Source organism: Clostridium paridis (genome assembly GCF_016765615.1).
Lineage (GTDB): Bacteria > Bacillota > Clostridia > Clostridiales > Clostridiaceae > Clostridium_T > Clostridium_T paridis.
The window spans coordinates 1-26,493 of sequence record NZ_JAESWA010000019.1 but is presented as its reverse complement, the minus strand read 5'-3'; the positions used below and the strand labels follow the sequence as shown (position 1 = coordinate 26,493).

Below are 26,493 nucleotides of genomic sequence, written 5' to 3'. Positions count from 1 at the left end.
ACTAATCCTCCCAGCTAGTTTTAACTTTAATTGTACTGATTACTAATAAACATGCGGATAAACCAATCATTATCATGATTTGAGTTAATGCTCCACTATAACTTTCAGTTATAGATAATCCTTTATATGCATTCAATATAAGTGAATTAGGTGCAAAGTTAGAAAGTACTTGAAGGACTTTAACCTCCATAATGTCTGCACTGTAAAATACTCCTCCAATTATCATTGGCAAAAAGATCAATATAGTCATTATTCCATTAGCAACTTTATCACTCTTAACTAATGCTATTATCGCTCCTATTACGGCTGCCTCAAGAATACTTTGAAGAAATACTATCATTAGTAAGTATAGATAATTCCCTGTAAATGCTGTTCCTAAAAATCTATTTATAGTTACATAAAGTATATTAATAATAAGCGCCATAATCATTGTAAAACTTACATATCCATAGAAGTAATTTAACTTACTATTTGGTGTCGAGAAAACTCTTTTTAATATTCCCTTTTTTCTTTCATTATAAAATCCCTTAATTAATAGACTAATAAGCATAATTGAAGTAAAACTAAATAGAGATATTGTGTAATACTCTCTTGAACCTAGAGTTCTATAGCCTTCTACTATCTTTTCCTTTACAGTAGGTGTATTAGAATTCTCTTGTAAGCTAATAAGAATGCTACTTGTTATCTGACTTTTATCCATAGGTGATAAATTAAGTTTCTCTACATTAGTTTGAATTATTTTATACTGATTTATATTTTCACTAAATGACTTCATAAAGGTTTTTATCATCTCAGTATCATTATCTGAGCCTTTTAACTTTTGTATATTTATATCATTAAAATCTTTACTAATTGTAACCTTGCATTTAAAATCCTCTGTAGCATCACTATTGATAAAGTCCTTTACCTCTTTATTTTTCAATATAGAAGTTAATAGTTCTCCTTCTTTGCTGTCTTTATCATAACTAATTTCAACCTTTATAGGCTCAAAAGAGCTTTTTCCTGTAAACATATCTTCTTCCATGATTCCATAGATATATGCCATTACCATAGGAAAAAGAAAGAACGCTATTATAATTGTCATTTTATTTGTATTAATGTAAGATACTAAATTTCTTTTTATATGAGGAAATAATTTCATCACTACTCCTCCTTATCTCTTAAATTTTTACCTGTTAGGGTTAAAAATACTTCTTCTAGATTAGGTTCTTCTATTCCAATATTTCTTACCATAACTTTATGCTTTGAAATAACATCCAAAAGTTCATTTAAACTAATATTATCCTTAGCCACGACCTTAATTTCCATATCATTTATATCTACACCCTTAACGGAATTTAGTTTTCTTATATCAAACATTAAATCTTGAATTTCTCCATCTGCTCTAATCTTTATAACCTTATCACTTACTACCATTCTCTTTAGTTCATCTTTACTTCCATAAGCTAATTCTTTACCTAAATCAAGAATCATTATATTGTCACATAATATTTCAACTTCCTCCATGTAGTGAGATGTATAAATTACGGTAGTGTTATTCTCTTTATTCATCTTCTTTACCACATCAAAAATATGATTTCTGGATTGAGGATCAACCCCTACAGTAGGTTCGTCCATTATCAATATTTCTGGATGATGCATCATAGCTGCTACTATATTTAATCTTCTTTTCATTCCTCCAGAGTATTTTTTCACTGGTTTCTTTAAATGCTCCTTTAATGCAGCTAACTCCAAAGCTTCATTTATTCTTTCTTTTAATAAACTTCCTTTTAATCCGTATAGTCCGCCCCAGTATTCAAGATTTTCTTTTGCAGTTAGACTTTCAAAAAGTGCTATTTCTTGAGGTACTAAACCAATCTTTTCCTTAGCCTTTAAAGGATCTTTTTTGATATCGTACTCTCCTACAGTAACCTCGCCTTTATCCATTTGTATAAGTCCTACCATTAAGTTTATAAGTGTAGATTTTCCTGCACCATTTGGACCTAACAACCCAAAAATCTCTCCTTTTCTTATTTCAAAAGATACATTATCAAGAACTAATTTATCATTAAATCTTTTAGTCAAATTTTTCACTTCTATAGCTTTCATATTTATTACCTCCATCAATCTTATACATTAATTATATTTTATTTTAAAGCATCCTCCTATTAGCCTAGGTCATTAAGTGAGATGACTTAAGTCATTTTAATCAATGAAAAAAGCATGCCTAGCAGCATGCCATTTTACATATTTTAAGTTATCCCTAAGCAAGATTGTTTTTAAATGCAAATATAGCTATTTGTGTCCTATCTCTCAAGGATAATTTTGATAGTATTGTAGTAATATTATTTTTAATGGTTCCTTCAGTTAGGTACATAACTTCCCCAATCTCTTTATTAGATAATCCCTTAGCTATCTCCACGATTATCTGAATTTCTCTATCCGTAAGACAAGTAGTCTTCTTTAACTCATCTATACTCTTTTCCCCTTCTGCTCTTTCCTCTTTAACTACAAGCTTTGAAACAATATCTGGATGAACTACTATGTTTCCTCCATATACAGCTTTTATCCCTCCATAAATAAGATCATATGAACTATCCTTAAGCAAATAACCAGATGCTCCATTTTTAAGAGCTTCTTCAATATATTCACTATCTTTAAAAGTCGTTAGCATAAGTATCTTTGTCTTATCGCATACTTCTTTTATTAGCTTTGTTCCAAGCACTCCATCGCATACTTCCATTCTTATATCCATTAATACTACATCTACATCATTATCTCTGCAAAATTCAAAAGCTTCTTTTCCATTTTCACATAAAGTTACTACTTCTATATCTTCATAGGTTGAGAGTATTATTTTTAAACCTTCCCTTATTAATTTTTCATCATCTACAATTATTAATTTTATCTTATTCATATTCAAACTTCTCCCCAAATTAGTTATACTTCATCTAAGTTAAGCTTTGATTTTTCCATTGTCACAATAAGTTCAAACCCTTTATCTTCATTTGTATGATATTCCAAGGTTCCTGCCCATGCTGCAACTCTTTCCTTAATGCTTCTAAGCCCTACTCCAGGAACTACTTCTTTTGATCCAACACCATTGTCTTTTAAATGAAGTCTTAATCCATCTTCTAAGAAATTTAAAAATATTCTAACTTCAGTAGCCTTCCCATGCCTAATAGAATTAGAAAGGAATTCTTGTATAATTCTATATATAACCATAGTTTGATCAGCATTTAGTTTCCATACTTTATTCGAAACTCTAAATTTTACGTTCACTGAAGTTAACTTTTCAAAGTTCTTAATCATCTCTGAAATAGCTACAATACCTTCATATTCCTCCAATTCTCTTGGTTTCATGGCCCTTACTGCACCCCGAACTCTTGCCATACTTTCTTTTGCAAATTCTCCAAGATTATTAGCCATTAGTGACGCTTCATCTCCATTAACTTTTGCTATTTTCTCTATTGCCCCAAGTTGAATTATAATGGTTGAAAGAGCGTGTCCCACATTATCATGAATTTCTCTAGATATCCTATTCCGTTCTCTTAATAAAGTGATTTCTTCAATGGTATTTACATAAGATTCTAATTCCTTATTAGCCTTCTTCAGTTCTTCATCTTTTTTTCTTAGCCTGTCATACAAATCCTGGGCTTCAACTTTTCTTTCCTCTTCATCCTTAATTCTGACCAATAGAATAATAATTGGTGATACACCTACTGCCCAATATATTATTAAATTGATGTTTTTTGTATATATTAACAATAATGTAATAGCAAGCACAAAAATATATGCAAATATGCTATTAAACTCATATATTATATCCATTAAAATTAAAATAAAAACTATACTGCCATAGCTTCCTGCGAAATTAAACAAATAAAATGCCATTATAATTTCCACCATAAATGATGGTATTGAGTATGCAAGTTTCTTCGGAAATATAAAATATCTTAATTGATTATTAATTATAAAAATCAATATAAGTATTATATGATTTATTCCAAGCTTATTACTATTTTCTCTTACAAAAGAAAATAAAAATATTAGTATGTATCCATATCTTAAGAAAAGCATGTACTTCTCTTTGTTTAGCTTTTCGAACATATATCCTCCCAATTTACTATTATTTTAATTTATGAATTATTTTTCCTCTTATTATATACTTTAACATCAAATTACTATTTATTGCAAAAAAAGTTAACAAAAAAGAGGCCTTAAATTGCCTCTTCCTAAAACAGCTATTTATCTTCTAAAATTTCTTTTATAGTCTCTCCTATTATCCTAATTCCCTTTTCTATATCCTCCATGCTAACTCTAGAAAAACCTATTCTTAACGTTTCTGTCCCCTTATTATCCGTATAAAAAATATCACCTGCAGTAAATACTACCCCTTTTTTATAACATTCCTCTAGCACTCTTCTAGCATTAACACCTTTTAATTTTACGAAAATGTGAAGTCCACCTTCTCCCATAATATATTCATATGGGATATATTGTTTTATTTTATCTAGCGTAAAATTATATTTTTCTCTATAATGTCTTCTTACTTTCTTTACATACCTTCTAAAAGAATCACTTATCATATAATTGTAAAATATCCCTTGATCCAAAAAAGAAGTATGAATATTTCTTGTCCTTTTAACACTTTCTAAAGTGCTTATAAGCTTTTTATCTGCTAAAATCCAACCTATTCTCAAACCAGGAAATAGGATTTTAGAAAAACTTCCTATATAAATTACTCCATTTCCACTGCTACATAAGCTAGCTATTGGAGGAACATGAGAACTTGAATATAAAAGTTCCTCATTAAAACCATCTTCTACTATTGGAACAGAGTATTTTTGGAAAAGCTCAAATACTTCTTTTCTCCTTTCACCCTTCATTACTATCCCAGTTGGATTATGGTAAGAAGGTATAATATATGCAAGCTTAGGAGGATTACTCCTTAATTCTTCACTTAATTTATCTATATTAATTCCATCCTCATCCATATCTACACCAACAATATCAAGCTCCCGTGCTCTCATTATCTTTAATGCTGTATTATGAGTAGGATTCTCACAAAGAATTCTATCACCTGGTACTGTTAGCGAATTAATTACTATATCAAACCCCTCAGTAAAGCCATTTGTTATTAAGATTTCTTTCCCCTTTGTATTAACACCTTTGTTCTCCATATATTTCATTAGATATTCAATGAGCGCCTTATATCCTCTTGCATATCCATAATTTAATAATTTCTCACCTTCAAGGGACCATGCATTCAAAAAGGCTCTTTTAAATTCATCTAAATCAAATAAGCTTTCATCAGGTGCTATGCTCTTAAAAGAAATCATCCCTTTTTCCCAAGGAATCTCTGTTTTAATGATATCTAATTCTTCACATGTGTGGGCATAGCCATTAACCTTTGACTCCCAATCTATATTAAAGCTCTTTTCTGCTACTTTTTTATTAGATGTTACAAAGGTACCTTTTCCTTTAGTACTTTTTATTTTTCCCTCACTTTCTAGTATCTCATAAGCAGTTACAACAGTACTTCTGCTTACCCCCAATATACTACTTAATTCTCTTGTGGAGGGCAGTTTACTTCCATTTTGAAGAATTCCTTTTTCAATATTATCTTTTATATGATTTTCTATTTGAATATAAATAGCCTCTTCTTTATTAAATTCAAAGGATGAAAAAATCAAATACAAACACCTCTTATACTCTAGGTTTTTTATCACTTACAAGGAGTATTCAATAATCTTGTCTAACAACTCACTATACTCCATATTTACTCCTTTTGCACTTTTAGGGAATAATGAATTCTTCGTCATTCCTGGTAAAGTATTTAATTCCAATACATAAGGAATACCATCACTTACTATAATATCAATTCTAACATAAGCCTTGCAATTAAAAATATTCCAGCACCTTTCCCCAATTTCTTTCATCTTATTCTGCAAATCCTCAGTCAATTCTGCTATAGCTTTTTCAGAGCCTCCATCTGTATACTTAGAATTATAATCATAAAACTCTCCACTAGCTTTTATTGATAGTATTGGAAATATATCTCCATTTAAAACAGGTATAGTATATTCATTTCCCGGCAAATATTTTTCTACCATAACTTCTTTATCAAACTTTAATGCTTCAGTGATTGCTCTTTCAAGTTCCTGATTATTCTTCGCTAAGAAAGTTCCAACACTAGAACCACCACCATTAGGTTTAACTACAACTGGGTAACCAAGTTCTTTTATTTTTTCCAAGTCAAAAGGTTTATCTTTTCTTACTAAAACTTCTGGTGCAACTGCTATGCCCTCACTCTTTAGTATCCTTTTGGTTTGCTTTTTATCCATACATAAAGCACTAGTTAAAATACCGCAGCCAGAGTAAGGCATATTTATACTTTCAAGTATAGCTTGAACTGCTCCATCCTCGCCAAAAGCTCCATGCAAGGCAATAAAAATAAAGTCCATCCCTTTAACCTTCTCAATTAATTCCTCTTTTGCATCTATAACAATAGGGAATACCTCATATTTATTTCTATCTAAATATTCCACTATACCTTTTCCTGAATGTAATGAAACTTCTCTTTCTGAAGAAACTCCACCCATTAATACTCCTATTTTCATATATATCCCTCCTTTTTCTAATATTATTATATTAATCTGAGAAGGGATATTTAACGTCCACCAATTAAGGAGTTTTGTAAACAAGTGGTAAGGTACTTATTGTACTCTCTTAAGCTTTAAAAAAATCTTCTTTCCAATTTGTATAATTGCTTCATCCTTTATCTCAATGGAATTAATATTATTTATTTTATCGTTATTAACTTTTATTCCTCCTTGTTCCACTAGTCTTTTTACTTCCTTTTTACTTTTTATAATTTCATTATCTACTAGAATTTCAGCTAAATTTATTTCCTCTGATGTCACTTCTAACACATCAATGTCTTCTGGTATTTCTCTTTTTTGAAAAACTATCTTAAATCTCGCTTCTCCTTTTTGAGCACCTTCTTCCCCATGATATAATCTTACTATTTCTTTTGCTAAAGACATCTTTATATCTCTTGGATTTACAGTTCCCTTTTCTAGTTTCACTTTTATATCACTTATCCCATCTGGATGTATATCAGTAACTAGTTCAAAGTACTTGATTATTAGCGAGTCTGGAATTCTCATAGCTTTTTCAAACATTATTTCTGGTGCTTCATCAATACCTATATAATTCCCTAAACTTTTGCTCATTTTCTCTTTTCCATCTGTACCCTCTAATAGTGGCATAAATATTGTTGCTTGAGGTTCTTCTCCATAATGCTTCTGTAGCATCCTACCCATTAGGACATTAAATCTTTGATCAGTTCCTCCTAATTCAATATCTGACTTTAATTCTAATGAATCATACCCTTGCATCAATGGATAAAAGAATTCATGTATTGATATTGGCATATTACTTTCATATCTCTTTTTAAAATCTTCTCTTTCGAGCATTCTTGCAACTGTAGTTGTTGCAGCAAGATTAATTACATCTTGAAAGTTTAACTTTGATAACCACTCGCTGTTAAATCTCACTTCTGTTTTATCTTTATCTAATATCTTAAATATTTGTTCTTCATAAGTTTTTGCATTCTCTAGAACCTCCTCTCTAGTAAGGGCTTTTCTAGTTTTTGACTTTCCTGTAGGGTCGCCAATCATACCAGTAAAATCACCTATAACTATAACTGCCTTATGTCCTAAATCTTGAATTTGCTTTATTTTTCTAAGAACTACTGTATGCCCTAAGTGTATATCTGGTGCACTTGGATCAAGCCCTAACTTTACAATGATTTGCCGATTCTCTTTATTTGCTTTTAGTAACTTACTTTTAAGCTCCTCTAATCCTATTATCTCATCTGCCCCTTTCTCAATAATTTTTAATTGTTCTTCTAAATCCTTCATTTTAATCCCTCCTAAAAATAAAAAAGCTCTCGTCCTTTATTAAAAAGGACGAGAGCATTACTCACGTGTTACCACCTAAATTCATTACTATTTCACAATAGTAACCTCTTCAAGTACGTCAATTATAAATTGGTTATACTCTAGCACTATAACGGGTGCAAAATCCGGAAACTGCCTACTAGATTACTAGAGTTTTTAAAACTCTCTATCTTTCAGAGTACTGCTCAGAGATGTATTCACATTAACTTATCTTGCCCCTCTCACCTACCGGGAACTCTCTTTAAGACTCTGCTTATGCTACTCTTTCTCCTCAACGCTTTCATTTATGAATTTATATCATTTTATATCAAATTAATCTGCTTGTAAATACATTGTTTAACTTTCTTATTTAAGCTCTGGAACTACATTAGGTGGTATTTTTCCTTGTACCCCTTTAACTAGGTTCCTAACTGCTACTTCAAACATATCTCTTCTAGTTTCTTCAACTGCAGAACCAATATGCGGAAGAGTTATTACATTATTCATCTTTAGTAATGGATTATCCTTTTCTACTGGTTCAATTTTAAAAACATCTAATCCTGCCCCTAATATCTTCTTATTTTCTAGAGCTTCTATTAATGCTTTCTCATTTATAGTTTGCCCTCTTGAGGCATTTATAAATATTGATGATTTTTTCATTAAATCAAATTCTCTATAACCTATTAGCTCCCTAGTTTCCTTCGTAAGTGGTGTCATAAGTACTATAAAATCAGAAGTTTTTAATAACTCATCAAATTCGCAATATCTTACACCTAAGTTATTTTCAGTTTCTAACTTTCTATTTCTATTATAGTAGATAACATCCATATCAAAGCCTAGCTTCCCTCTTTTAGCAACAGCTTCTCCTATTCTACCCATTCCAATTATCCCTAAGGTTCTGTGATGTACATTTACTCCAAATAAGTCATCATCTTCTTGAGGTTTCCACTCCCCATTTTTTACATACCTATCTAACTCAGGAATTCTTCGTGCTGAAGAAATAATAAGTCCAAATATTAAGTCTGCCACTGTATCATCTAATACGTTTGGAGTATGCGTTCCTATAACTCCTCTTTTTTTCATTGCTTCTAAATCAAAGTTATTATAACCAACTGAAATATTACTAACTATTTTTAATTTAGGTGCACGATTTAATAATTCCTCATCAATCTTTGTTCCAACAGTTAATAACCCTTCTTTATCAGAAAGTCTATCTAATAATTCTTCTCTAGTTATCTCTAAATCCGAATCCCAAGTCTCTAAATCACAGTATTTTTCTAGATATTCTTTATTTTCATCTAGTATTTTTCTTGCTATAAAAACTTTTGGCTTATCCATCTTTATCCTCCTAGTTATATATGATTTATTATAAGCTGGTTGGGATACTTTGTTAATTAATTTCCTCTACAGCTTTACTTTTATTATCCGCAAATTCTAATCCAAACATAGAAATAGTTCCTATTATTGCCACGGATGCAATTACTAGCCAAGAGCTCATAATACTATGATTCTCCATGAAGTTTCCCATTATCATTGGTCCAAAAGCAAAACCTGCACCAGATATAATTGGGAGTATCGAGCTTATCCTTCCTCTATGTGAAGCTGGTGTATGATTGGCCACAAATGCTCCATTATTTATAGCTATAAGTATTTCTCCAATTGTCATTAAAAATACTCCAAAGAAGAATAATGGCAATGCTTTTATAAATCCAAATAATCCAAAGGATAGTGCGTATAGTGCTCCGCCTATAGCCATAGTTTTAATTGGATTTAGTTTTTGTGTAATAGATGTTAATAATGGAGTAAATGCTATAACTACAACCCCATTTAGACCACCCATTAGCCCATAAATTCTAGCTCCATCTTGTCCTAAAATGGTTCCCATTTGTATAGGAAGTGCAAAACCCCATTGAGAATATGCAAAAGAATAAGCTAGCATTATTAAAGAGAATATAAGTAATATAGGTCTTTGTAATAGCACCTTAATTGCTGATCCTTCTACATGACTTTCTAGAGTCTCCTCTTCTTGAGCATTAACCTCTCCTTTTTTAATCATTGTCTCTTTTATAAATATTACAAAAAGACATAAAGAAATTAATGTTGTTACTGCATCCCCAATGAAAACAAGAGTTAAGAATTTTTTATATAACATACCACCTATAATAGGTCCTATTGCAAATCCTAGATTAAAACCCATATATAATAGTGAATATGCTGCCTGTCTGTTTTCTGGTGTTGTAAGATCAGCATTTAATGCATCATAGGCTGGTTGAGATATTGCATAAAAGCACGATGCTAATATAATAATATAAGTCATAAAAATTGAAGGTTTCATAAACCCACAGGAAATATATGCTGCTGCACCTAATAATTGAAATAATATAATAACCCTTCTACGGCCAATTGTATCTGCAAGCTTTCCTCCAAGCATTAAACATGGTACCTGACATACTGCAAGTAATGTAGCAAATCCTCCTGCCTGCCCACTAGACATACCTATCTTTTGTGTTAATATTAATGCCAACAACGGGAAAACAAAAGAACCCATGCTGTTAACCATTCTTCCAATGAATAAAATATACATCTCTTTAGGCAGTCCCCTATATTGTTTAAACATATTCTCTAAAAACTTCATTTTATCCCCCATCTATCCTTAATAAAAAGAATATAAAATATTTATCATTCATAAACACTTAAATTATACAGTTATTTACCATGTATTTCAAATTCATGTAAATTATAATATAATTAATTAAATTTTATTATGTTGAAACTTTTTACACACTCAGTATCTCTAATATGTGTAACATCGATGTTTAAATATATTTTTGATTTAAAGGAGTACTATGGAAAACTTAATTGAGCTTAACGTTAAAGAAACTGATAAAAATGCTCTTGAGCTAAAACTTATAAAAAAAGCAGTTAAGGGAGATTCTTCTGCATTTATTGAAACTATGAAAGTTTACAAAGGCTATCTTTATAGAACTGCCTATGCTTATGTTAAGAGTGAAGAAAGTGCTTTAGAGGTTTTGCACGAATGTACTTATAATGCATTTCTTAACATAAAAACTCTAAGAAACCCACAATACTTTAAAACGTGGATTACTAGAATATTGATTAATACAGCTATTAAGTACTTAAGAAGAAATGAGAATATTTCATATATTGATGACACTATGGTACTTAAAGAACCAACATCAAATGTTTCCATAGAGGAAAAACTCGATTTGTATAATGCCATTGATTTGCTTAGAGAAAATTATAAGACTGTTATAATCCTTAAATATTTCAATGATTTATCCATAGAGGACATTTCTTCTATTATGGATATACCTCTGAATACAGTTAAGACTTATCTAAGAAGATCAAAAGAAAATTTAAGTAAAATATTGATGGAGGGATACTTAGATGATTAATGAAAATTTTAATAATATACAAATACCTGATGGTATAGATTCAACTATAGAAAATGCTGTTTTAAAAGCAGTTAACGATAAAAAATTAAGAAAACCTAAAAAGATAAAAATTGCTTCCATTGCTGTTTCAGCAAGCTTTGCTGTATTATTTACCCTTGGTTATAGTAACCCAGCTTTTGCTGCCAAACTCCCTATAGTAGGAAGTGTTTTTGAATCTATCGAAAAAAATATATATTTCCCTGGAAACTATTCCGAATATTCTACTTCTGTAAATAAATCGGCTGTTTCTAATGGAATTAAAATAACTATGTCAGATATTCTTTGCGATGGCCAGTCTCTATATGTAACTTATAAAGTAGAAAGTCAAACCAAGTTTAATTTGGGCGACAAGTCACTTACAATGGATCAACTAATGTATTCTGCAGCATATGAAAAAGTAAGTTTTTCAAATAAAGAACTAGATGCCTCTGGCGTTGCCGGCCTTGAAGGAAAATTCCTAGACGAGCACACCTTTATAGGAGTGGAAAAATATAATCTAGATTCCTTAGACACATCTATCCCAGATAGTTTTGATTTTCAAGTAAAACTATCTAGGATAGGAACTCAAGATTTAGAGAAAGATCAACTTTTGAGGGGTACATGGGCATTTAAAGTTCCTGTTAAGGTGGATAAATCTCTTAATAAGAATATTCCTATTTCCGATGCTGAAGCAAATGGTCAAAAGATTGAATCTATTTCTATTACTCCATTTCAGACAATGCTTAAAACTGCTCACTCAAAAGATGATTTTGAAACAATTTATGACAAGAGAATATATGATGATAAAGGAAATGAATTAAAATTTGATCATAGTAGCATTGAGAATGGTGTAGAAACATCTTTATTCGCTACTCCAAGTAAAGACACTAAGAGTATTAGAATTGTAATTTATAATGGACCACTTAAAGCAGCTAATTCTCGTGATCCTAAAGATTTAAAGGATATAATATTATTAGATAAAACTGTTCCTCTAAACTAAATATAAATAAAGCCAGGCTTATTTGCCTGGCTTTTATTTATATACATCAGAGGAAAGACTCTCTAGCAGTTCTCCATCTATAACTTCATAATAAGTATTTTTCTTTTTTATAACTCCCTTATTACATAAAATATTTAGGGTTCTATGTAAATGCCTATAACTTGTCCCTAAAAGCTCTGCTATTTCTGTAAGATTTTCTTGAAATTTGAGTATGTCTTCTCCATTTATGTTAGCCGTTTCTTTAGTCTCAAATATATATCTTGCAAGCCTATTTTCTAGTGGGTAAAGCAAATTAACTGAACTTTTTTTAGAGGAAACATGTAATTTTTCACTTAAGGATTCACATGCAAATCTTAAGAAATTCACATCATTTAACAAATCCTCTTTTGCCTTGTTTAGTGGAATCCTTATGCAATAAGTATCTGATATAATCTGTACATTTGTGGATGCCCCTATAGAGTTAAATAATTCCAAGTCACCAAGTACTGCAAAATCCTCGCAAAAGCTAAGTAGCAAAGACTTTCCGTTACTTAGTGTTGTAAATACTTTCGCTTTTCCTGATATAAATAGATATATACTTGTGAATTCTTCTCCTTCTCTACAAATATACTCCCCTTTTGTAAAGAGTATAAGTTCCATATATCGTCTCATATCCTTAGAAAATATTTTATTAATTTTATATTTATGTATTAATTTATCTAGTTTTTTATGGTCTTCTATTTTTATCATAGTTTACTCCCTTAATGAAAATATTCTTTCTTTTAATATGACATATGTCCTACTTATTTTCAATAATACCATGATAAATTATAGTTATAAATTAAGGAGGAACAATATGAATAATTTATACGCTACATTATTTGGTATCCTAGCATCTATAATGATTCTTTTTAATGGAACCTTAGGGAATCTAACTGGAAACTATACTGCAAGTGTAATTATACACTTAGTTGGACTTATCTCTATTTGCATTATTCTTTTAGTTAACAAAGCAAAGTTTAAACTTCAAAAAGGCACTCCCCTATATCTTTATTGCGCTGGAGTTATTGGAGTATTTACTGTACTTTTTAATAACGTAAGTGTTTTAAATCTTGGTGTTGCTTTAACTTTAGCTTTAGGATTGTTAGGACAATCCTTAACTTCAATAATATTTGACCATTTTGGTTTTATGGGCACCAATGTGGTAAAGTTTGAAAAGAAAAAAATTATTGGATTTATAATTATTGCTTTAGGAATATTTATAATGACAGTTTATTAATGGAGGTTTTTTATGTTATATATACTTCTTTCAGTTTTAGCTGGGGTTTCGATAGTTATCTCAAGAGTTATAAACTCCAATTTGTCTAAAAAAATTGGTCTTTTTCAAGGAACTTTTTTCAACTACTTAACTGGACTAAGCTTTTCAACAATTATACTTGTTATAAGCAACTATGGATCTAATACAAATGCTATTTTTTCAGGGAATATTCCCTTCCAAGCCTATCTTGGAGGTTTTCTAGGAGTGTTATTTGTTGCTTTTTCAAGCTATATAACACCTAAAATGTCTGCTTTTTATTTAACTTTATTTACATTTGTAGGGCAATTACTTGGAGGAATAATCATTGATTACTTCTCATTAAATATATTATCTACAGGAAAATTTGTAGGTGGTATCTTAGTTCTTATAGGACTTGCTTATAACTTATTTGTAGACAAGAGGTCAGAAATTGATGGGAATGTTAGTACAAGCTCCGTAGAATAATATTCAGGTATTATTGTGAATTCCACTTCATACAAAAGTGTTTGCATTAAGTGTTGATGGTGCATATCCTCTTAAATATACTTTTATTGACTAACCCAAATGATTTATGGCAAGAATTCAAATACATAATCTTAGGAGATGATTTATTTGAATCACTTAGCTACATATTTCAAAAAAATGTTTCTAAAATCTGAAGATATTTTTACTGAAGTTCAAATTAATAAAATCATGAAAAGTATTAAGCCAAAATTTCCACATGAATGTCCTAAATGTAATAGTAAATGTATAAATAGAAATGGTAAAACAAAGCTTAAGAAGCAACGATATATTTGTAAATCCTGTGGAAAGAGTTTTTCAGAAACAACGGGGTCTCCATTTATGTATAGTAAAAAGCCTCTAGAAACTTGGATAAAATATATATTTTGTATTAAAGAAAACCTACCGCTTAGAGATACTTCAAGATTACTTGGTATTAATTTAAGCACAAGTTTCTATTGGAGACATAAAATCTTAAGCGTAGTTGGTGAGGAATTAGAAAGTCCCTTTCTCTCAAATGTTATAGAATTACACGAACTAAAATTGAAAGAAAACTTCAAAGGAAATCATTCAAAAAAGCTACTACCTCCACTTAATGAAAGAGATTCTATACTAATATTGAGTTCTAAGGATTCATTTAATAATTCATTCTTTAAACCCTCATGTAAAAATGTAGTTACAAGAGAAATCTTAGATGACATTCTTGCTCCCATTATTAAGAATGGTAAAATTCTTGGAACGCCTAGAAACCCTCTGTACATTAGGTTTGCAAAAGATAATAATCTTCAACTTTCAATGTATGGAAGTCTATCATATTTGAGGGATGATGTGAATTTAGGTAATGCTAGAAAACAATCTATAGATTTCAAGCGTTTCCTATATGTTTATTCTGGTGTAGCTAGTAAGTATTTAAGTTACTATATTAACTTATTTATTTTGAAATCTACTGATGTTAAAAACTTAGTAAAAGAAATATTTAATAAGCTTTTATTTGGTGTAAGGCAGCTGAAAATTAGCAGCTTCAATAAAATCCAATTTGATGGTGTTTTGAAGGCCTCTTAAAGATGTTAATTATGCTTTACTCCTTTACTCATAAGGCAGTAAAATCCAATTTTATCAACACTTAACTCGAACAGATTTGCATAGAGCCAAACATGAGAAATTAGTTGGATAAATAAAGAACCCCTGAAATTACAAATAATTATCAGAGATTCTAAACTTAATTATCTATTATCTATTTTTTCTGGGTACATATCATGTTGGAATAGACGATTCTTAGCCATTTCTTCAAACATTGTACCTTTTTTGCCATAATTGCAATATGGGTCTATGCTTATTCCACCTCTTGGTGTGAACTTGCCCCAAACTTCTATGTACTTTGGATCCATTATCTTAATTAAATCTTTCATTATTACATTTACGCAATCTTCATGAAAATCACCATGATTTCTGAAGCTAAATAAATATAATTTTAAAGATTTACTCTCCACCATTTTTTGACCAGGTATATAGCTTATATATATTGTTGCAAAATCTGGTTGACCAGTCATAGGACAAAGACTTGTGAACTCTGGGCAATTAAACTTTACAAAATAATCATTATCTGGATGTTTGTTATCAAATACTTCTAAAATACTTGGATCATATTGTGTTTTATATTTTGTTCCTTGATTTCCAAGTAAACTAATTCCTTCTAGTTCTTCTTTACTTCTGCCTTCAAATTGTTTTTCCATAAGTCAATCCTCCTACTTATTTTTTGAATTTAAATAATCCTCTAAGCCTCTTTTTCTAAGCTTACAAGATGGACATTCTCCACAACCATCTCCAATTATTCCATTGTAACAAGTTAATGTTTTTTCTCTTATATATTCTAATGCTCCCATTTCATCTGCCATCTTCCAAGTTTCTTCTTTATTAATCCACATGATTGGAGTGTGAATTACAAATTGATAGTCCATTGCAAGGTTTAAGGTTACATTTAATGATTTAATAAAGATGTCTCTGCAATCAGGATATCCACTAAAATCTGTTTCACATACTCCTGTAATTAAATGGCGTGCACCCTTTTGCTTTGCAAAAACTGCTGCGAAGGTTAAGAATAACATGTTTCTTCCATCAACAAAAGTAGTAGGAAGTTCTCCTTCTTCTCCTGCTTTTATTTCTATATCACTTCTAGTTAACGCATTTGGAGCTAGCTGTCCTAATAGCTTCATATCTAAAATATGATGCTCTACCTCTAATTCCTTTGCTATTTTTTTTGCACATTCAAGCTCTAAAGAATGCTTTTGATTATAATCAAAAGAAACTGCAATTACCTCTTTAAACTGCTTCTTTGCCCAAAATAAACAAGTTGTGGAATCTTGTCCACCGCTAAAAACTACTACTGCTTTCTCATTTCTCATCTTCTCTTATCTCCTTTACTAAAGTAATAATAAAAATTCTTGTCTTAAACTATCTTTCTTATCAAATTCTCCTCTAAATACTGTTGTTTTAGTGACTGAACCAGGCTTTTTAACTCCTCTGGAAGTCATACAACTATGTTCACCTTCTACAATTACTGCAATATCCTTTGAATCTGTGGCCATTTCAATAACATCCGCAACATCCATGGCTATTCTCTCTTGAAGCTGAAGTCTTTTCCCAACCATCTCTGCAATTCTTGCAATTTTACTAAGCCCAATTACCTTTTCATTTGGTATATATCCTACTGACACCTTCATATTGTACATAAGTGCAATGTGATGCTCACAGTAGCTAAATATAGGAATATCTTTTACAATAACCATGTTTTTATGCTTCTCAAGTGCAAAATCCTCTTCCTCAAATGTAACTCCGAACTTTTCAGCTATCTCTTCGTTGGAATAAAGCATACCTTCGAAAACTTCTTCAAACATTTTTGCCACTCTCTTTGGAGTATCCTTTAATCCTTCTCTGTCAGGATCATCTCCTAGGGCAATAAGAATTTCTCTTATATTTCTCTCAATAGACTTTTTATCTATTTCCTTCTTCATATTCTAAACCCCCCTAGTTTCTGGTGACCATATTATCTTATGTAATTGAATCTGTAATCTTATGTTATTCATCTTATTTACTTTCATGAATTCCACTATTTCTACCGGCTTAATTTTTGTAGTTATTGGACTAAAATAAACTAAACACTTTTCACTTAACTTATATTTCTCTATTACTTCCTTAGCTTTTTGTAGATCTTCCATTGATTCTATAACAAACTTGCATACGTCTATATCTCTAAGATTTTCATAATTCTTAGTGTCCATCTTTTGTTCCATGTTACTACTTGGCAACTTATAGTCTAATATAAAAATTACATTATCTATTTTTTCATATTTATAAACTGGTATTGAGCCATTTGTCTCTATGTGAATTAACAATTCTTTATCCTTTGATAAAAAATCTATAAGTTCTTCTATACCTTCTTGAATTAAAGGTTCTCCCCCTGTTAAGGTTACATTTTTAGTTCCATTGTCTTTTATGTATTTGTATATATCCTCTTTCGTTAGAGGTTCTCCTTTTACTGACTTAGGAATGGAATAAGCTGTATCACACCATGAACAAGCAAGGTTACATCCTCCAAATCTTATAAATGTCGCAAGCTCTCCAGCCGTTGGTCCTTCTCCATCAATTGATAAGAACTTTTCAATTACGTTATATAACATCTACTCATCCTCCCTATAGATACAGCTATTAGTAGGCGTTTCAAAAAGCTCAACTTCATAAATATCTATTCCTTTTTCCTTTATCTTATTAAAAATATCTCTAGACATTTCTTCAGCTGTAGGTCTATAGGGAACTAAAACATATTCAAAATTTTGTGGTGTTCCTTCTAATCGTTTGATTAAATCTCTACCAATTTCATCGTCTTCTATAATTAACTTATGATCGAATAAGTCATGAATCTCCTTAAGTGCTACCTTTATATAATTGAAATCTTCAACCATTGCACGGTTTGTACCAGATTCCTTTAATTTATTTCCTTTAACTTTTATAACTAATCTATATCTATGTCCATGTATATTGGCACACTTGCCATTGTATCCTCCCAAATAATGCGATGAATCAAATCCAATTTCACTTTTTAAAATAAACATAAAATCCTCCAAATATTAATTTTTACAAATAAAAAAGGGCGCAAGGGCGCCCAAATAATATGTACAAAAAAAGTGGAAACTTCTACTTCATACAGAGTATGAGGAGAGCTTTTCCACTTTAAACACGTCAAAAATAACTATTTTGTTCATATAAATAGTAATCGCCTAGTTTTATTTTACGACAGGAAGCTTACGAACTGTCCTATTAAGTTTTAAATTAGTTATACCAGAAAATCCATAATTAATCAACGGTATAAATTAACATATAAAAGAATATTGGAGCCAATAAATTATGACTCCAATAATTAAATATTAAAATTAAATATTAAACTTATCTATAGCTTCTTCTAATTTCTTCGCTAAAGCACTTAAGCTACTTGTATTTGCTTCAATTTCTTCCATTGCACTTAGTTGTTCTTCTGTTGATGCTGCAACTTCTTGAGTTGATGCAGCTGATTCTTCTGATGCCGCAGCTATATTCGTAATTACATTTACAATTTCATCTTTTCTGCTATCCATTATATTGCTATATCTATCAATTTCATTCATTTTAGAAGTTAATTCTTGTATTAAACTAGAGATCTTTTTAAATAGTTCTCCAGTCTCCTTAACTGCTTCATTTTGTTCACTTACAACTTTTTCTGCAGATCTCATCATATCCACTGCAGTCTTGGCTTGTTTCTGAACTTCATAAATTAATGCGCTTATCTCATTGGCTGATTCTGAGGATTGTTCTGATAATGTTCTAACTTCTTCTGCTACTACTGCAAAGCCTTTGCCAGCTTCTCCAGCTCTTGCAGCTTCTATTGCTGCATTTAACGCTAAAAGATTGGTTTGTTCTGCTATTTGTCCTATTGCCTCAATAATAGCTCCTATTTTATTAGCACTATCATTTACATCATCGATAGTTAAGCTAACTTCCTTTGTAGCCTTATTGTTTTCCTTTGTTTTTTCAATTAATACATCTACTGTTTGTAAGCCTTTGTCACTTGTTGTTTGGGCATTTACAGAAATATTTTTCATTTCAGTAGTTGCTGTACCTACAAGTTCTATATTTTCAGCTAATTCATTTACTTTAGCCGCTCCACTTTCAGTTTGTCTTGCTTGATCTTCTGCAGTCTTTGATATTTCTTCAACTGCATTTGCAACTTCATCAGTAGCTGTAGCTACTTGAGCTGTTGTTTTTGATAATGCATCTGATGAACTAACTATAACATCATTAGAATCCTTAATTTCTTTAATTAGTCCGCTAATGCTATCAACCATTTCATTAAAGCCCTTAGCTATTTGTCCAAATTCATCATTTCTATCTAATATCTTTCCGTCTATAGGTGCATCCTTTAGGTTACCACCTGCAGCTAAACTAATCTTTTTCTTAATGTTAACTAGTGGGTTTGTTATATATTGAGCTAATTTATATGATACATAAATTGCTAGTAATAATATGAAAAATACTATTGAAACTATTGTCCAAATTAATGAAGTAACTCCTTTATTAGCTGCAGCAGAATCCATTTCTACTACAAGCCCCCAGTTTGCTATATCAATTGGAATATATGACGCTAATAATTTAGTTCCATTATTATCATACTCAACAGTTCCTTGTTGTTTTTTAATAACATTTTGAACTGGTAATAACTTAGAATAATCAGACATCTTTTCAACTAGAGTCTTATCTTTATGAGCTATTACCTTTCCTGTTTTATCTACTATGTATGCTTGACCATCATGTCCTTTCATTGCATCTGTAACAATATCACTAAATTTATCAAGGCTCATATTTGCATTTAATACACCAATAACTTTATTATCTTTTTTAATTGGTGCATAACAAACAACTATTGGCTTATTAGTTGACTTTGAAACTAATACGTCTGAAAATCCTGCTTGTCCATTCATTCCTGCTTTAAAATAATCTCTATCTGATCTATCACCTAATTTATCTTTGCCTAAGGAATTATAAACCTGCATTCCATTAGGTCCTACTATTCCTACATCTGAAAGTATTGAATTTTCTTTAAGCATTTCTTTAACATAGGCATCAGCTTTATCAAAATCCATAGATTGTACACTCTCTGAATTAGCAACAATATTTACTACTCCTTGTATCTTTTCCAATACAGCATTACTCTGCCCAGTTATTAAATCTGTGTTCATTAGCTGGGTGTCCGAAACATTGCTTTTAACTTCCATAACATTTTTCACACCTAAATACCCATTAGATGCTATAAGAGGTATTAATGCTAATGCAATTATTAATAGAGTAATTTTGAGTCTAAAACTTTGTTCTTTTACATTTACATTTACGTTGATTTTTGACTTCTTTCCTTCCATAAATCCTACCCCCACATAAATATTGTTAAACTTTTGTTTAATGTTTTTTTCGACAAAAATTACACTTTCTTTACATATTCCTACAAATATATGTAAATAATATTATTTCCCTTATTAAATTATCAATTTGAAAATTACACCCTTTACCTAATATATTTTTTTGATTTCAGCAGTTAAACCTAGAATTCTTATAGGTTTACGGTTGTTTTTATAACCCTTTTATATTACATTTTATAAATATTTTATTATTAGTTTAGAATTATTTAATAATTACTTTAATTCTGATTTATACTTGCCCTTTACAATAACACTATAGTTTTAAAACAGAAAAATTTTGGAGGTATTTATTATATGAAAAAGAAATTAATTACTTGGATTATCGTTGTAGTTGTTGTTGGTGGAATAATAACTGTTGGTACCTTAGGAAGAAAAAATAAAAATAATTTAGTAAGTGTAAAAACTGCTACAGTCTCTCAAGGAGATATTAAAGCTTATCTTTCGACTACAGCTACTATAAAATCAAAGAATAGTAAAGATTATTTCCCTATTCAAGGACAAGTTAAAAAAGTAAATGTAAAAGTAGGTGACTCTGTTACAAAAGGACAAGTTTTAGCTGAATTTGATGTAGCTGACCCAAATACAGCAGTTAAACAAGCTCAATTAGCATATGATAATGCCGTACTTACTAAACAAAATCAAATAAATAGCAATGATGCTGCTAAGAACAGCGTTGCAGATGTTGATAACCAGATTTCAGATATTGATAAACAGATAAATGCATTAAAAAACAATCCTTCACAAGCTGCTCAAGTTACCCAATTGGAAAGTCAAAAAGCAACACTAATGAACAAAAAAGATTCCTTAAAGGTTCCATTTTCAGATGAACAATTAAAACAAGCAGATAATAATATAGCTCTTCAAAAACTATCTTTAGATACTGCAAAGGACAATCTTTCCAAAAGCAAGAGTTCAATCATTGCTGACTTTGATGGAATAGTAACTGCTGTTAATTTAACAGAAGGTGCAACATCCTCTATGGCTACTCAACCAGCTATTACAATTCAGGATGTTAATAACTTGAAAGCTGTTATGTCTGTTGGTAAATATGATGCTTCAAAAATTAAAATAGGACAAGATGCTGTAATTAAGAATGGTCAATCAGAGTTAAAAGGCAAGGTATCTTTCATAGCTCCTACTGCTGCAAAAACTGCTTCTCCTACTGGAGCTGACACTACTCTAAATGTTGAAATTGACATTACTGATAAGCCTGATGGACTAAAAATTGACTTTGATACCGACGTAGATGTGTTATTAGGTGAAGTAAATAATGTTGTTAAAGTACCTGCTGAAAGTATTGTTACTGATAAAACTGGTAAAACTTTTATATACACAGTAGAGAAAAATAAAGTTGCAGAAAAAGATGTAACCCTTGGTCTCCAATCAGATATGGAAGCTCAAATAGTTAATGGTGTACAAGATGGTGACAAGGTTATATTAAATCCAAGTGGAGATATAAAAACAGGAGAACTAGTTAAAGATTCTACAGGAGATGGTAAATAATGATTGAAATCAAAGATGTGGTTAAAAGCTATGTTAATGGTGAAATTAACTTCAAAGCGTTAAAGGGTATAAATCTTAAAATTGAAAAAGGCGAATTCACCTCCATAATGGGTCCTTCAGGTTCAGGAAAATCAACTATGATGAATATATTAGGATGTTTAGATAGATTAGACGAAGGTTCTTATATTCTTAATGGTAAAAATGTTTCTAATTTAACTGATAATGAACTAGCTTTTATTAGAAATAAGGAGATCGGGTTCGTATTTCAGGCATTTAATCTACTTCCAAGAATGACTATTCTAGAGAATGTTGAATTGCCTATGGCCTATGCTGGAGTACCACTAAAAGAAAGAAGAGAAAAAGCACTAACTGCACTAGATAAGGTTGGATTACTTGATAGAATAAAACACAAGCCTAATGAGATTTCTGGAGGACAAAAGCAAAGAGTTGCAATAGCTCGTGCTATTGTTAATACCCCTGCTGTTATTATGGCTGATGAACCTACTGGTAACCTAGATACTAAGTCTTCAGTAGAAATAATGAAGATTTTTCAAGACCTAAATAATGAAGGTGCCACAATAATAATGGTTACTCATGAACCTGACATAGCAAACCATACTAAAAGAGTAGTTAGGTTTAGAGATGGAGAAATAGTTGATGATTATGAAGTAAAGGATAGAATTATTCTATAGGGGGTGCACGTATGAACATATTAGCTAATTTAGTAGAAAACTTTAAAATGGCCTTAGATAGCATTATTTCAAATAAAATGCGCTCTTTTCTTACAATGCTTGGAATAATTATAGGTATAAGTTCTGTTATAACCATAGTTTCACTTGGACAAGGTGGTCAAAACTCTATAACAGGCGAATTTGAGAAATTCGGTTCCTCAACAGTAAATATATCTATAGATTCTTCTAAAGCAGAACAAAGTGACCGTATTACTTATGAAGATATAAAGCAAGTTAAAAACAAAGTAGATACAGTAAAATATGTTGCTCCTTTTGTTTCAAAATCTGGTGTTGCAATTTCTGACACTGAAAATAAAAAAGCAAATATTACTGGAACAAATACTGACGGATTAACTATTCAAAACTTAGAGTTTTTATATGGAAGAGCGTTTAATGAAAGAGAATATTCAGAAGGAAAGAATGTTGTAATAATAGATGAAATAGCTGCTAAAACCTTATTTGGTTATAGCGATGCTACTGGAAAGACAATTAAAATTGGTTCTTCACAATCACCTATAAAAGCGACCATAATAGGGATAACTTCTTCCCCTATGGCTTCTTTTGGTGGTATGAATAACCAAAGACCAGCAATGCTTTATGTTCCTGCTACTTTACTTCAAAATATGTATTCTAATGAATTTTCTATAGACAGAATTAGCGTTATGGCAACTGATAAAAACTCAACTGAAGATGCTGGAATAGGTGCAAAAAATATACTAGAAAGCAGACACAATAATAGAGGCAAGGATATGTATATAGCAGAGAATGCTATTAGCCAAATAGATCAAATTAATAATGTACTTGGAATTTTCACAGCATTTATAGGAGCTGTTGCTGCTATATCTCTTATAGTAGGTGGAATAGGTGTTATGAACATAATGCTAGTTTCAGTAACTGAAAGAACAAGAGAAATAGGTATAAGAAAAGCTATCGGTGCTACAACAGGCGCAATACTTCTTCAATTTTTAACAGAGTCTGTAATAATATCCATGCTAGGGGGAATAATTGGTATGCTTGTAGGTATCCTAGGCGCTTTCGGAATTGGAAAATTTGCTAATATAACTCCTTCCTTGTCTCCTATTGTTATAATTAGTGCAATTTTATTCTCCTCTGCAGTTGGTATTTTCTTTGGAATTTATCCAGCTAGAAAGGCAGCTAACTTAGATCCAATAGATGCATTAAGATATGAATAATTCAATATCTTTAAATGAATATATTCTTATGCTAATATAAATATAATATTTACCTAAAACTTAATGAGCAAGTCTATCTAGTCTTGCTCATTTTTCTAAGCAATTTGAATGGAGGAATCTTACAATGTCTATTAAGTCACGATTAAAGTTTAGTTATATAGCTATGCTTCTTATACCCTTTATTCTCATAATATTTATTAGTAATATTTTTGTGTCTTACACTACTGAAAGTTCGAAATATAACTTAAGTGGTAATACTGCAATAAACAGCGCAGCTATATTTGGTAAGATTATTTCATCAAATACTAAGCTTTTAAAAAAGGTAAATAATCAACTTCTTGATAATCCGGATAAATTCTTAGATAAAGACTACCTTCTTCAACTAGAAAGAAGCGTTGATTTTAATTATTCAGGGATAATCGTAAGAAAAAATGCTGAAATAGTATATTCTTCTGACTATATAAAAGATATTATAAATAGCCCATCATTACCTCCATTTAAATCAGATGTAATTAACAAAAGTAATAAAGACATACACATTTTGAGTCAGCAAGATTTTTATTTTAAAGATGGCAGCCAAGGAAGTTTATTTTATGTTGTGAACATGGACGATTTTAAAGATATGATTGCTAGAAATGCTATTATTGTAGTACTTTCAGCTCTAATTATTCTAATTCTTACTAATGGAATATTAACCTACTTTACATCTAAAAGTATACTTATTCCTTTAAAGGAACTAGAGAATGCAGCAAATAAAATAAAACAAGGTGACTTAGATTATAAGATAAATATCTCAACTAAGGATGAAATAGGAGAAGTAGGAACTTCCTTTGAAGAAATGCGTATGCAACTTAAGGAATCACTCGAATTACAGAACCAATACGAGGAAAATAGAAAAGAGCTAATCTCAAGTATATCTCATGATTTAAAAACTCCTATTACATCTATAAAGGGATACATTGAAGGAATACGAGATGGCATTGCAGATACACCTGAGAAAATGAATAAGTATATTACAACTATATATACTAAAGCAACTTATATGGATAGCTTAATCAATGATTTATTTCTATTCTCTAAGCTTGATTTAGGAAGAGAAGCTTTTAACTTTCAAATGGTTGATATAAGAAATTATATAAATGATTGTGTTGAAGAAATTAATTTCGATCTAGACCATTCATTAATTAATTTAACTTCCAAGGTCCCTACGACTCCAATCTTAGTAAATATTGATGTTTATCAAGTTAAGAGAACAATTATGAATATAGTTGGCAACTCAATAAAATATAAATCTAATGATAAATTATTAATAGACATAATTGTAACGGAAAACTCTGATTATGCTGTTATTGAAATAAGAGACAATGGTAAAGGAATAGATACGGAAGCCTTACCTTATATTTTTGACAGATTCTATAGAGCAGATTCCTCTAGAGAAACATCTATTGGAGGAAGTGGACTCGGCCTCGCTATAGCAAAAAAAATAATAGAAGAACATGAAGGTTCTATATGGGCTGAAAGCACCCTTGGTAAAGGTACTTCTATATTCTTTTCCTTAAAAAAGTATGGACAATAAACTTATTAAATGGAGGTCACTATGAAAAAGATATTAATAATAGAGGATGATATAAGTATTGCTGAATTAGAAATGGACTATCTTGAGATAAATGGATTTCAGGTTGAAATAGAAAACAATGGAGCCAAGGGACTTGTAAAAGCTGAAAATGAAGATTATGATTTAATAATTTTAGATTTAATGCTTCCCAATATAAGTGGTTTTGAAATATGCAAAAAAATTAGAGCTAAAAAAGAAGTTCCTATTATCATAGTATCTGCCAAAAAAGAAGATGTCGATAAAATGCGTGGTTTAGGCTTAGGAGCTGATGATTATATGACTAAGCCTTTTAGTCCTACTGAACTAATTGCAAGAGTAAAAGCTCATATTGCAAGATATGAAAGATTAATTGATATAGATAAGGTGTCCAACAAAGATATAATTGAAATTAGAGGTATATCAATTGCAAAACCCTCTAGAAAGGTATATGTAAATGGAAAGGAAGTTGAATTTACATCTAAGGAATTCGATTTACTACTTCTTTTAATAAGCAACCCTGATAGAGTTTTTTCAAAAGAAGAACTATTTGAAAGAATATGGGGGCTAGATGCAATAGGGGGAATTGCTACAGTAACTGTGCACATAAGAAAAATCAGAGAGAAAATAGAATTCAACCCATCCGATCCAGAATATATAGAAACTATATGGGGTGTTGGTTATAGGTTTGGGAAATAATAAAAAACTCTTTTAGTCTTTAGTTAAAATGTACCCTTTGTAAAGGACAGTTTAAAAAAGACTATATAGCAGACTTAAGAAGATGATTTCTGTATTGAACAGGAGTCATCTTTTTTAAATTCCATTGTGATCTATAGTTG

Annotated in this window: 27 protein-coding genes and 1 other annotated feature; of the genes, 10 read left to right on the top strand and 17 right to left on the bottom strand. The window is 30.6% G+C overall.

What is annotated here, in order from left to right:
- Position 1: 1 nt before the first annotated feature.
- From JK634_RS05550 to JK634_RS05510, 9 genes are all read right to left on the bottom strand, one after another.
- Positions 2-1,141, bottom strand: a complete 1,140-nt coding sequence (locus JK634_RS05550; protein WP_202766644.1) for an ABC transporter permease — start codon at positions 1,139-1,141, stop codon at positions 2-4.
- Between the two features lie 2 nt (positions 1,142-1,143).
- Complete coding sequence (locus JK634_RS05545) at positions 1,144-2,088, bottom strand: ABC transporter ATP-binding protein (RefSeq protein ID WP_202766643.1); 945 nt, start codon at positions 2,086-2,088, stop codon at positions 1,144-1,146.
- A gap of 154 nt (positions 2,089-2,242) precedes the next feature.
- Positions 2,243-2,896, bottom strand: coding sequence for a response regulator transcription factor (locus JK634_RS05540; protein WP_202766642.1), 654 nt, complete (start codon positions 2,894-2,896; stop codon positions 2,243-2,245).
- Between the two features lie 23 nt (positions 2,897-2,919).
- A complete protein-coding gene (locus JK634_RS05535; protein WP_202766641.1) occupies positions 2,920-4,089 on the bottom strand; it encodes a sensor histidine kinase in 1,170 nt (389 codons plus the stop codon).
- A gap of 134 nt (positions 4,090-4,223) precedes the next feature.
- Positions 4,224-5,672 carry a MocR-like pyridoxine biosynthesis transcription factor PdxR gene (pdxR, locus tag JK634_RS05530; RefSeq protein WP_338031217.1) on the bottom strand — a complete coding sequence of 483 codons (1,449 nt, stop codon included), beginning with the start codon at positions 5,670-5,672 and terminating at the stop codon, positions 4,224-4,226.
- 39 nt (positions 5,673-5,711) lie between these two features.
- Positions 5,712-6,602 (bottom strand): D-alanine--D-alanine ligase, encoded by an 891-nt coding sequence (locus tag JK634_RS05525; protein WP_202766639.1) that lies wholly within the window; start codon positions 6,600-6,602, stop codon positions 5,712-5,714.
- A 96-nt stretch (positions 6,603-6,698) separates the two neighbouring features.
- The gene (tyrS, locus tag JK634_RS05520; protein ID WP_202766638.1) at positions 6,699-7,907 is read right to left on the bottom strand and encodes a tyrosine--tRNA ligase; all 1,209 of its coding nucleotides are present in this window, start codon (positions 7,905-7,907) and stop codon (positions 6,699-6,701) included.
- A gap of 41 nt (positions 7,908-7,948) precedes the next feature.
- Positions 7,949-8,230 (bottom strand) — a binding site (T-box leader).
- Between the two features lie 61 nt (positions 8,231-8,291).
- The gene (locus JK634_RS05515; protein ID WP_202766637.1) at positions 8,292-9,263 is read right to left on the bottom strand and encodes a 2-hydroxyacid dehydrogenase; all 972 of its coding nucleotides are present in this window, start codon (positions 9,261-9,263) and stop codon (positions 8,292-8,294) included.
- A gap of 52 nt (positions 9,264-9,315) precedes the next feature.
- Positions 9,316-10,560 (bottom strand): MDR family MFS transporter, encoded by a 1,245-nt coding sequence (locus JK634_RS05510; protein ID WP_243425563.1) that lies wholly within the window; start codon positions 10,558-10,560, stop codon positions 9,316-9,318.
- A 211-nt stretch (positions 10,561-10,771) separates the two neighbouring features.
- On the opposite strand from JK634_RS05510, the gene JK634_RS05505 reads away from it, so the two are divergent.
- Both JK634_RS05505 and JK634_RS05500 read left to right on the top strand, forming a co-directional pair.
- Complete coding sequence (locus JK634_RS05505; RefSeq protein WP_202766635.1) at positions 10,772-11,341, top strand: sigma-70 family RNA polymerase sigma factor; 570 nt, start codon at positions 10,772-10,774, stop codon at positions 11,339-11,341.
- Positions 11,334-12,359 (top strand): DUF4179 domain-containing protein, encoded by a 1,026-nt coding sequence (locus tag JK634_RS05500; RefSeq protein ID WP_202766634.1) that lies wholly within the window; start codon positions 11,334-11,336, stop codon positions 12,357-12,359. The genes JK634_RS05505 and JK634_RS05500 overlap by 8 nt, the downstream gene beginning before the upstream one ends.
- Positions 12,360-12,392: 33 nt before the next feature.
- Here the strand turns inward: JK634_RS05500 and JK634_RS05495 are convergent, their stop codons facing one another.
- The gene (locus JK634_RS05495) at positions 12,393-13,088 is read right to left on the bottom strand and encodes a cyclic nucleotide-binding domain-containing protein (RefSeq protein WP_202766633.1); all 696 of its coding nucleotides are present in this window, start codon (positions 13,086-13,088) and stop codon (positions 12,393-12,395) included.
- Positions 13,089-13,194: 106 nt separating this feature from the next.
- On the opposite strand from JK634_RS05495, the gene JK634_RS05490 reads away from it, so the two are divergent.
- From JK634_RS05490 to JK634_RS05480, 3 genes are all read left to right on the top strand, one after another.
- The gene (locus JK634_RS05490) at positions 13,195-13,617 is read left to right on the top strand and encodes a DMT family transporter (RefSeq protein WP_202766632.1); all 423 of its coding nucleotides are present in this window, start codon (positions 13,195-13,197) and stop codon (positions 13,615-13,617) included.
- 12 nt (positions 13,618-13,629) lie between these two features.
- On the top strand, positions 13,630-14,100 hold the full coding sequence (locus JK634_RS05485; protein ID WP_202766631.1) for a DMT family transporter: 471 nt from the start codon (positions 13,630-13,632) through the stop codon (positions 14,098-14,100).
- 147 nt (positions 14,101-14,247) lie between these two features.
- The gene (locus JK634_RS05480) at positions 14,248-15,198 is read left to right on the top strand and encodes an IS1 family transposase (RefSeq protein WP_202766630.1); all 951 of its coding nucleotides are present in this window, start codon (positions 14,248-14,250) and stop codon (positions 15,196-15,198) included.
- A gap of 161 nt (positions 15,199-15,359) precedes the next feature.
- Here JK634_RS05480 and queF read toward each other — a convergent pair whose 3' ends face one another.
- From queF to JK634_RS05450, 6 genes are all read right to left on the bottom strand, one after another.
- Positions 15,360-15,869, bottom strand: a complete 510-nt coding sequence (queF, locus tag JK634_RS05475) for a preQ(1) synthase (RefSeq protein ID WP_202766629.1) — start codon at positions 15,867-15,869, stop codon at positions 15,360-15,362.
- 12 nt (positions 15,870-15,881) lie between these two features.
- The gene (queC, locus tag JK634_RS05470) at positions 15,882-16,538 is read right to left on the bottom strand and encodes a 7-cyano-7-deazaguanine synthase QueC (protein ID WP_202766628.1); all 657 of its coding nucleotides are present in this window, start codon (positions 16,536-16,538) and stop codon (positions 15,882-15,884) included.
- Positions 16,539-16,556: 18 nt separating this feature from the next.
- Positions 16,557-17,147 (bottom strand): GTP cyclohydrolase I FolE, encoded by a 591-nt coding sequence (gene folE / locus JK634_RS05465; protein ID WP_202766627.1) that lies wholly within the window; start codon positions 17,145-17,147, stop codon positions 16,557-16,559.
- Between the two features lie 3 nt (positions 17,148-17,150).
- Positions 17,151-17,813: a putative 7-carboxy-7-deazaguanine synthase QueE gene (gene queE, locus JK634_RS05460; RefSeq protein ID WP_202766626.1), complete on the bottom strand. Its 663-nt coding sequence runs from the start codon at positions 17,811-17,813 to the stop codon at positions 17,151-17,153.
- The gene (locus JK634_RS05455) at positions 17,814-18,245 is read right to left on the bottom strand and encodes a 6-pyruvoyl trahydropterin synthase family protein (protein WP_202766625.1); all 432 of its coding nucleotides are present in this window, start codon (positions 18,243-18,245) and stop codon (positions 17,814-17,816) included.
- A 318-nt stretch (positions 18,246-18,563) separates the two neighbouring features.
- Entirely contained in the window at positions 18,564-20,579 is a 2,016-nt protein-coding gene (locus JK634_RS05450; protein ID WP_202766624.1) for a methyl-accepting chemotaxis protein, read from the bottom strand.
- 351 nt (positions 20,580-20,930) lie between these two features.
- Between JK634_RS05450 and JK634_RS05445 the strand changes: the two genes are divergently transcribed.
- The 5 genes from JK634_RS05445 (at position 20,931) to JK634_RS05425 (ending at position 26,353) form a co-directional block, all read left to right on the top strand.
- Positions 20,931-22,139: an efflux RND transporter periplasmic adaptor subunit gene (locus tag JK634_RS05445; protein ID WP_202766623.1), complete on the top strand. Its 1,209-nt coding sequence runs from the start codon at positions 20,931-20,933 to the stop codon at positions 22,137-22,139.
- Positions 22,139-22,831, top strand: coding sequence for an ABC transporter ATP-binding protein (locus JK634_RS05440; RefSeq protein ID WP_202766622.1), 693 nt, complete (start codon positions 22,139-22,141; stop codon positions 22,829-22,831). Before JK634_RS05445 ends, JK634_RS05440 begins: the two co-directional genes overlap by 1 nt.
- A gap of 11 nt (positions 22,832-22,842) precedes the next feature.
- Positions 22,843-24,063 carry an ABC transporter permease gene (locus tag JK634_RS05435; RefSeq protein ID WP_202766621.1) on the top strand — a complete coding sequence of 407 codons (1,221 nt, stop codon included), beginning with the start codon at positions 22,843-22,845 and terminating at the stop codon, positions 24,061-24,063.
- A 124-nt stretch (positions 24,064-24,187) separates the two neighbouring features.
- On the top strand, positions 24,188-25,639 hold the full coding sequence (locus JK634_RS05430; protein ID WP_202766620.1) for a sensor histidine kinase: 1,452 nt from the start codon (positions 24,188-24,190) through the stop codon (positions 25,637-25,639).
- 21 nt (positions 25,640-25,660) lie between these two features.
- Positions 25,661-26,353: a response regulator transcription factor gene (locus JK634_RS05425; RefSeq protein ID WP_202766619.1), complete on the top strand. Its 693-nt coding sequence runs from the start codon at positions 25,661-25,663 to the stop codon at positions 26,351-26,353.
- Positions 26,354-26,414: 61 nt separating this feature from the next.
- Here JK634_RS05425 and JK634_RS20405 read toward each other — a convergent pair.
- Positions 26,415-26,493: integrase core domain-containing protein (locus tag JK634_RS20405; RefSeq protein WP_243425568.1), on the bottom strand; the 79-nt coding region annotated here is incomplete at its 5' end.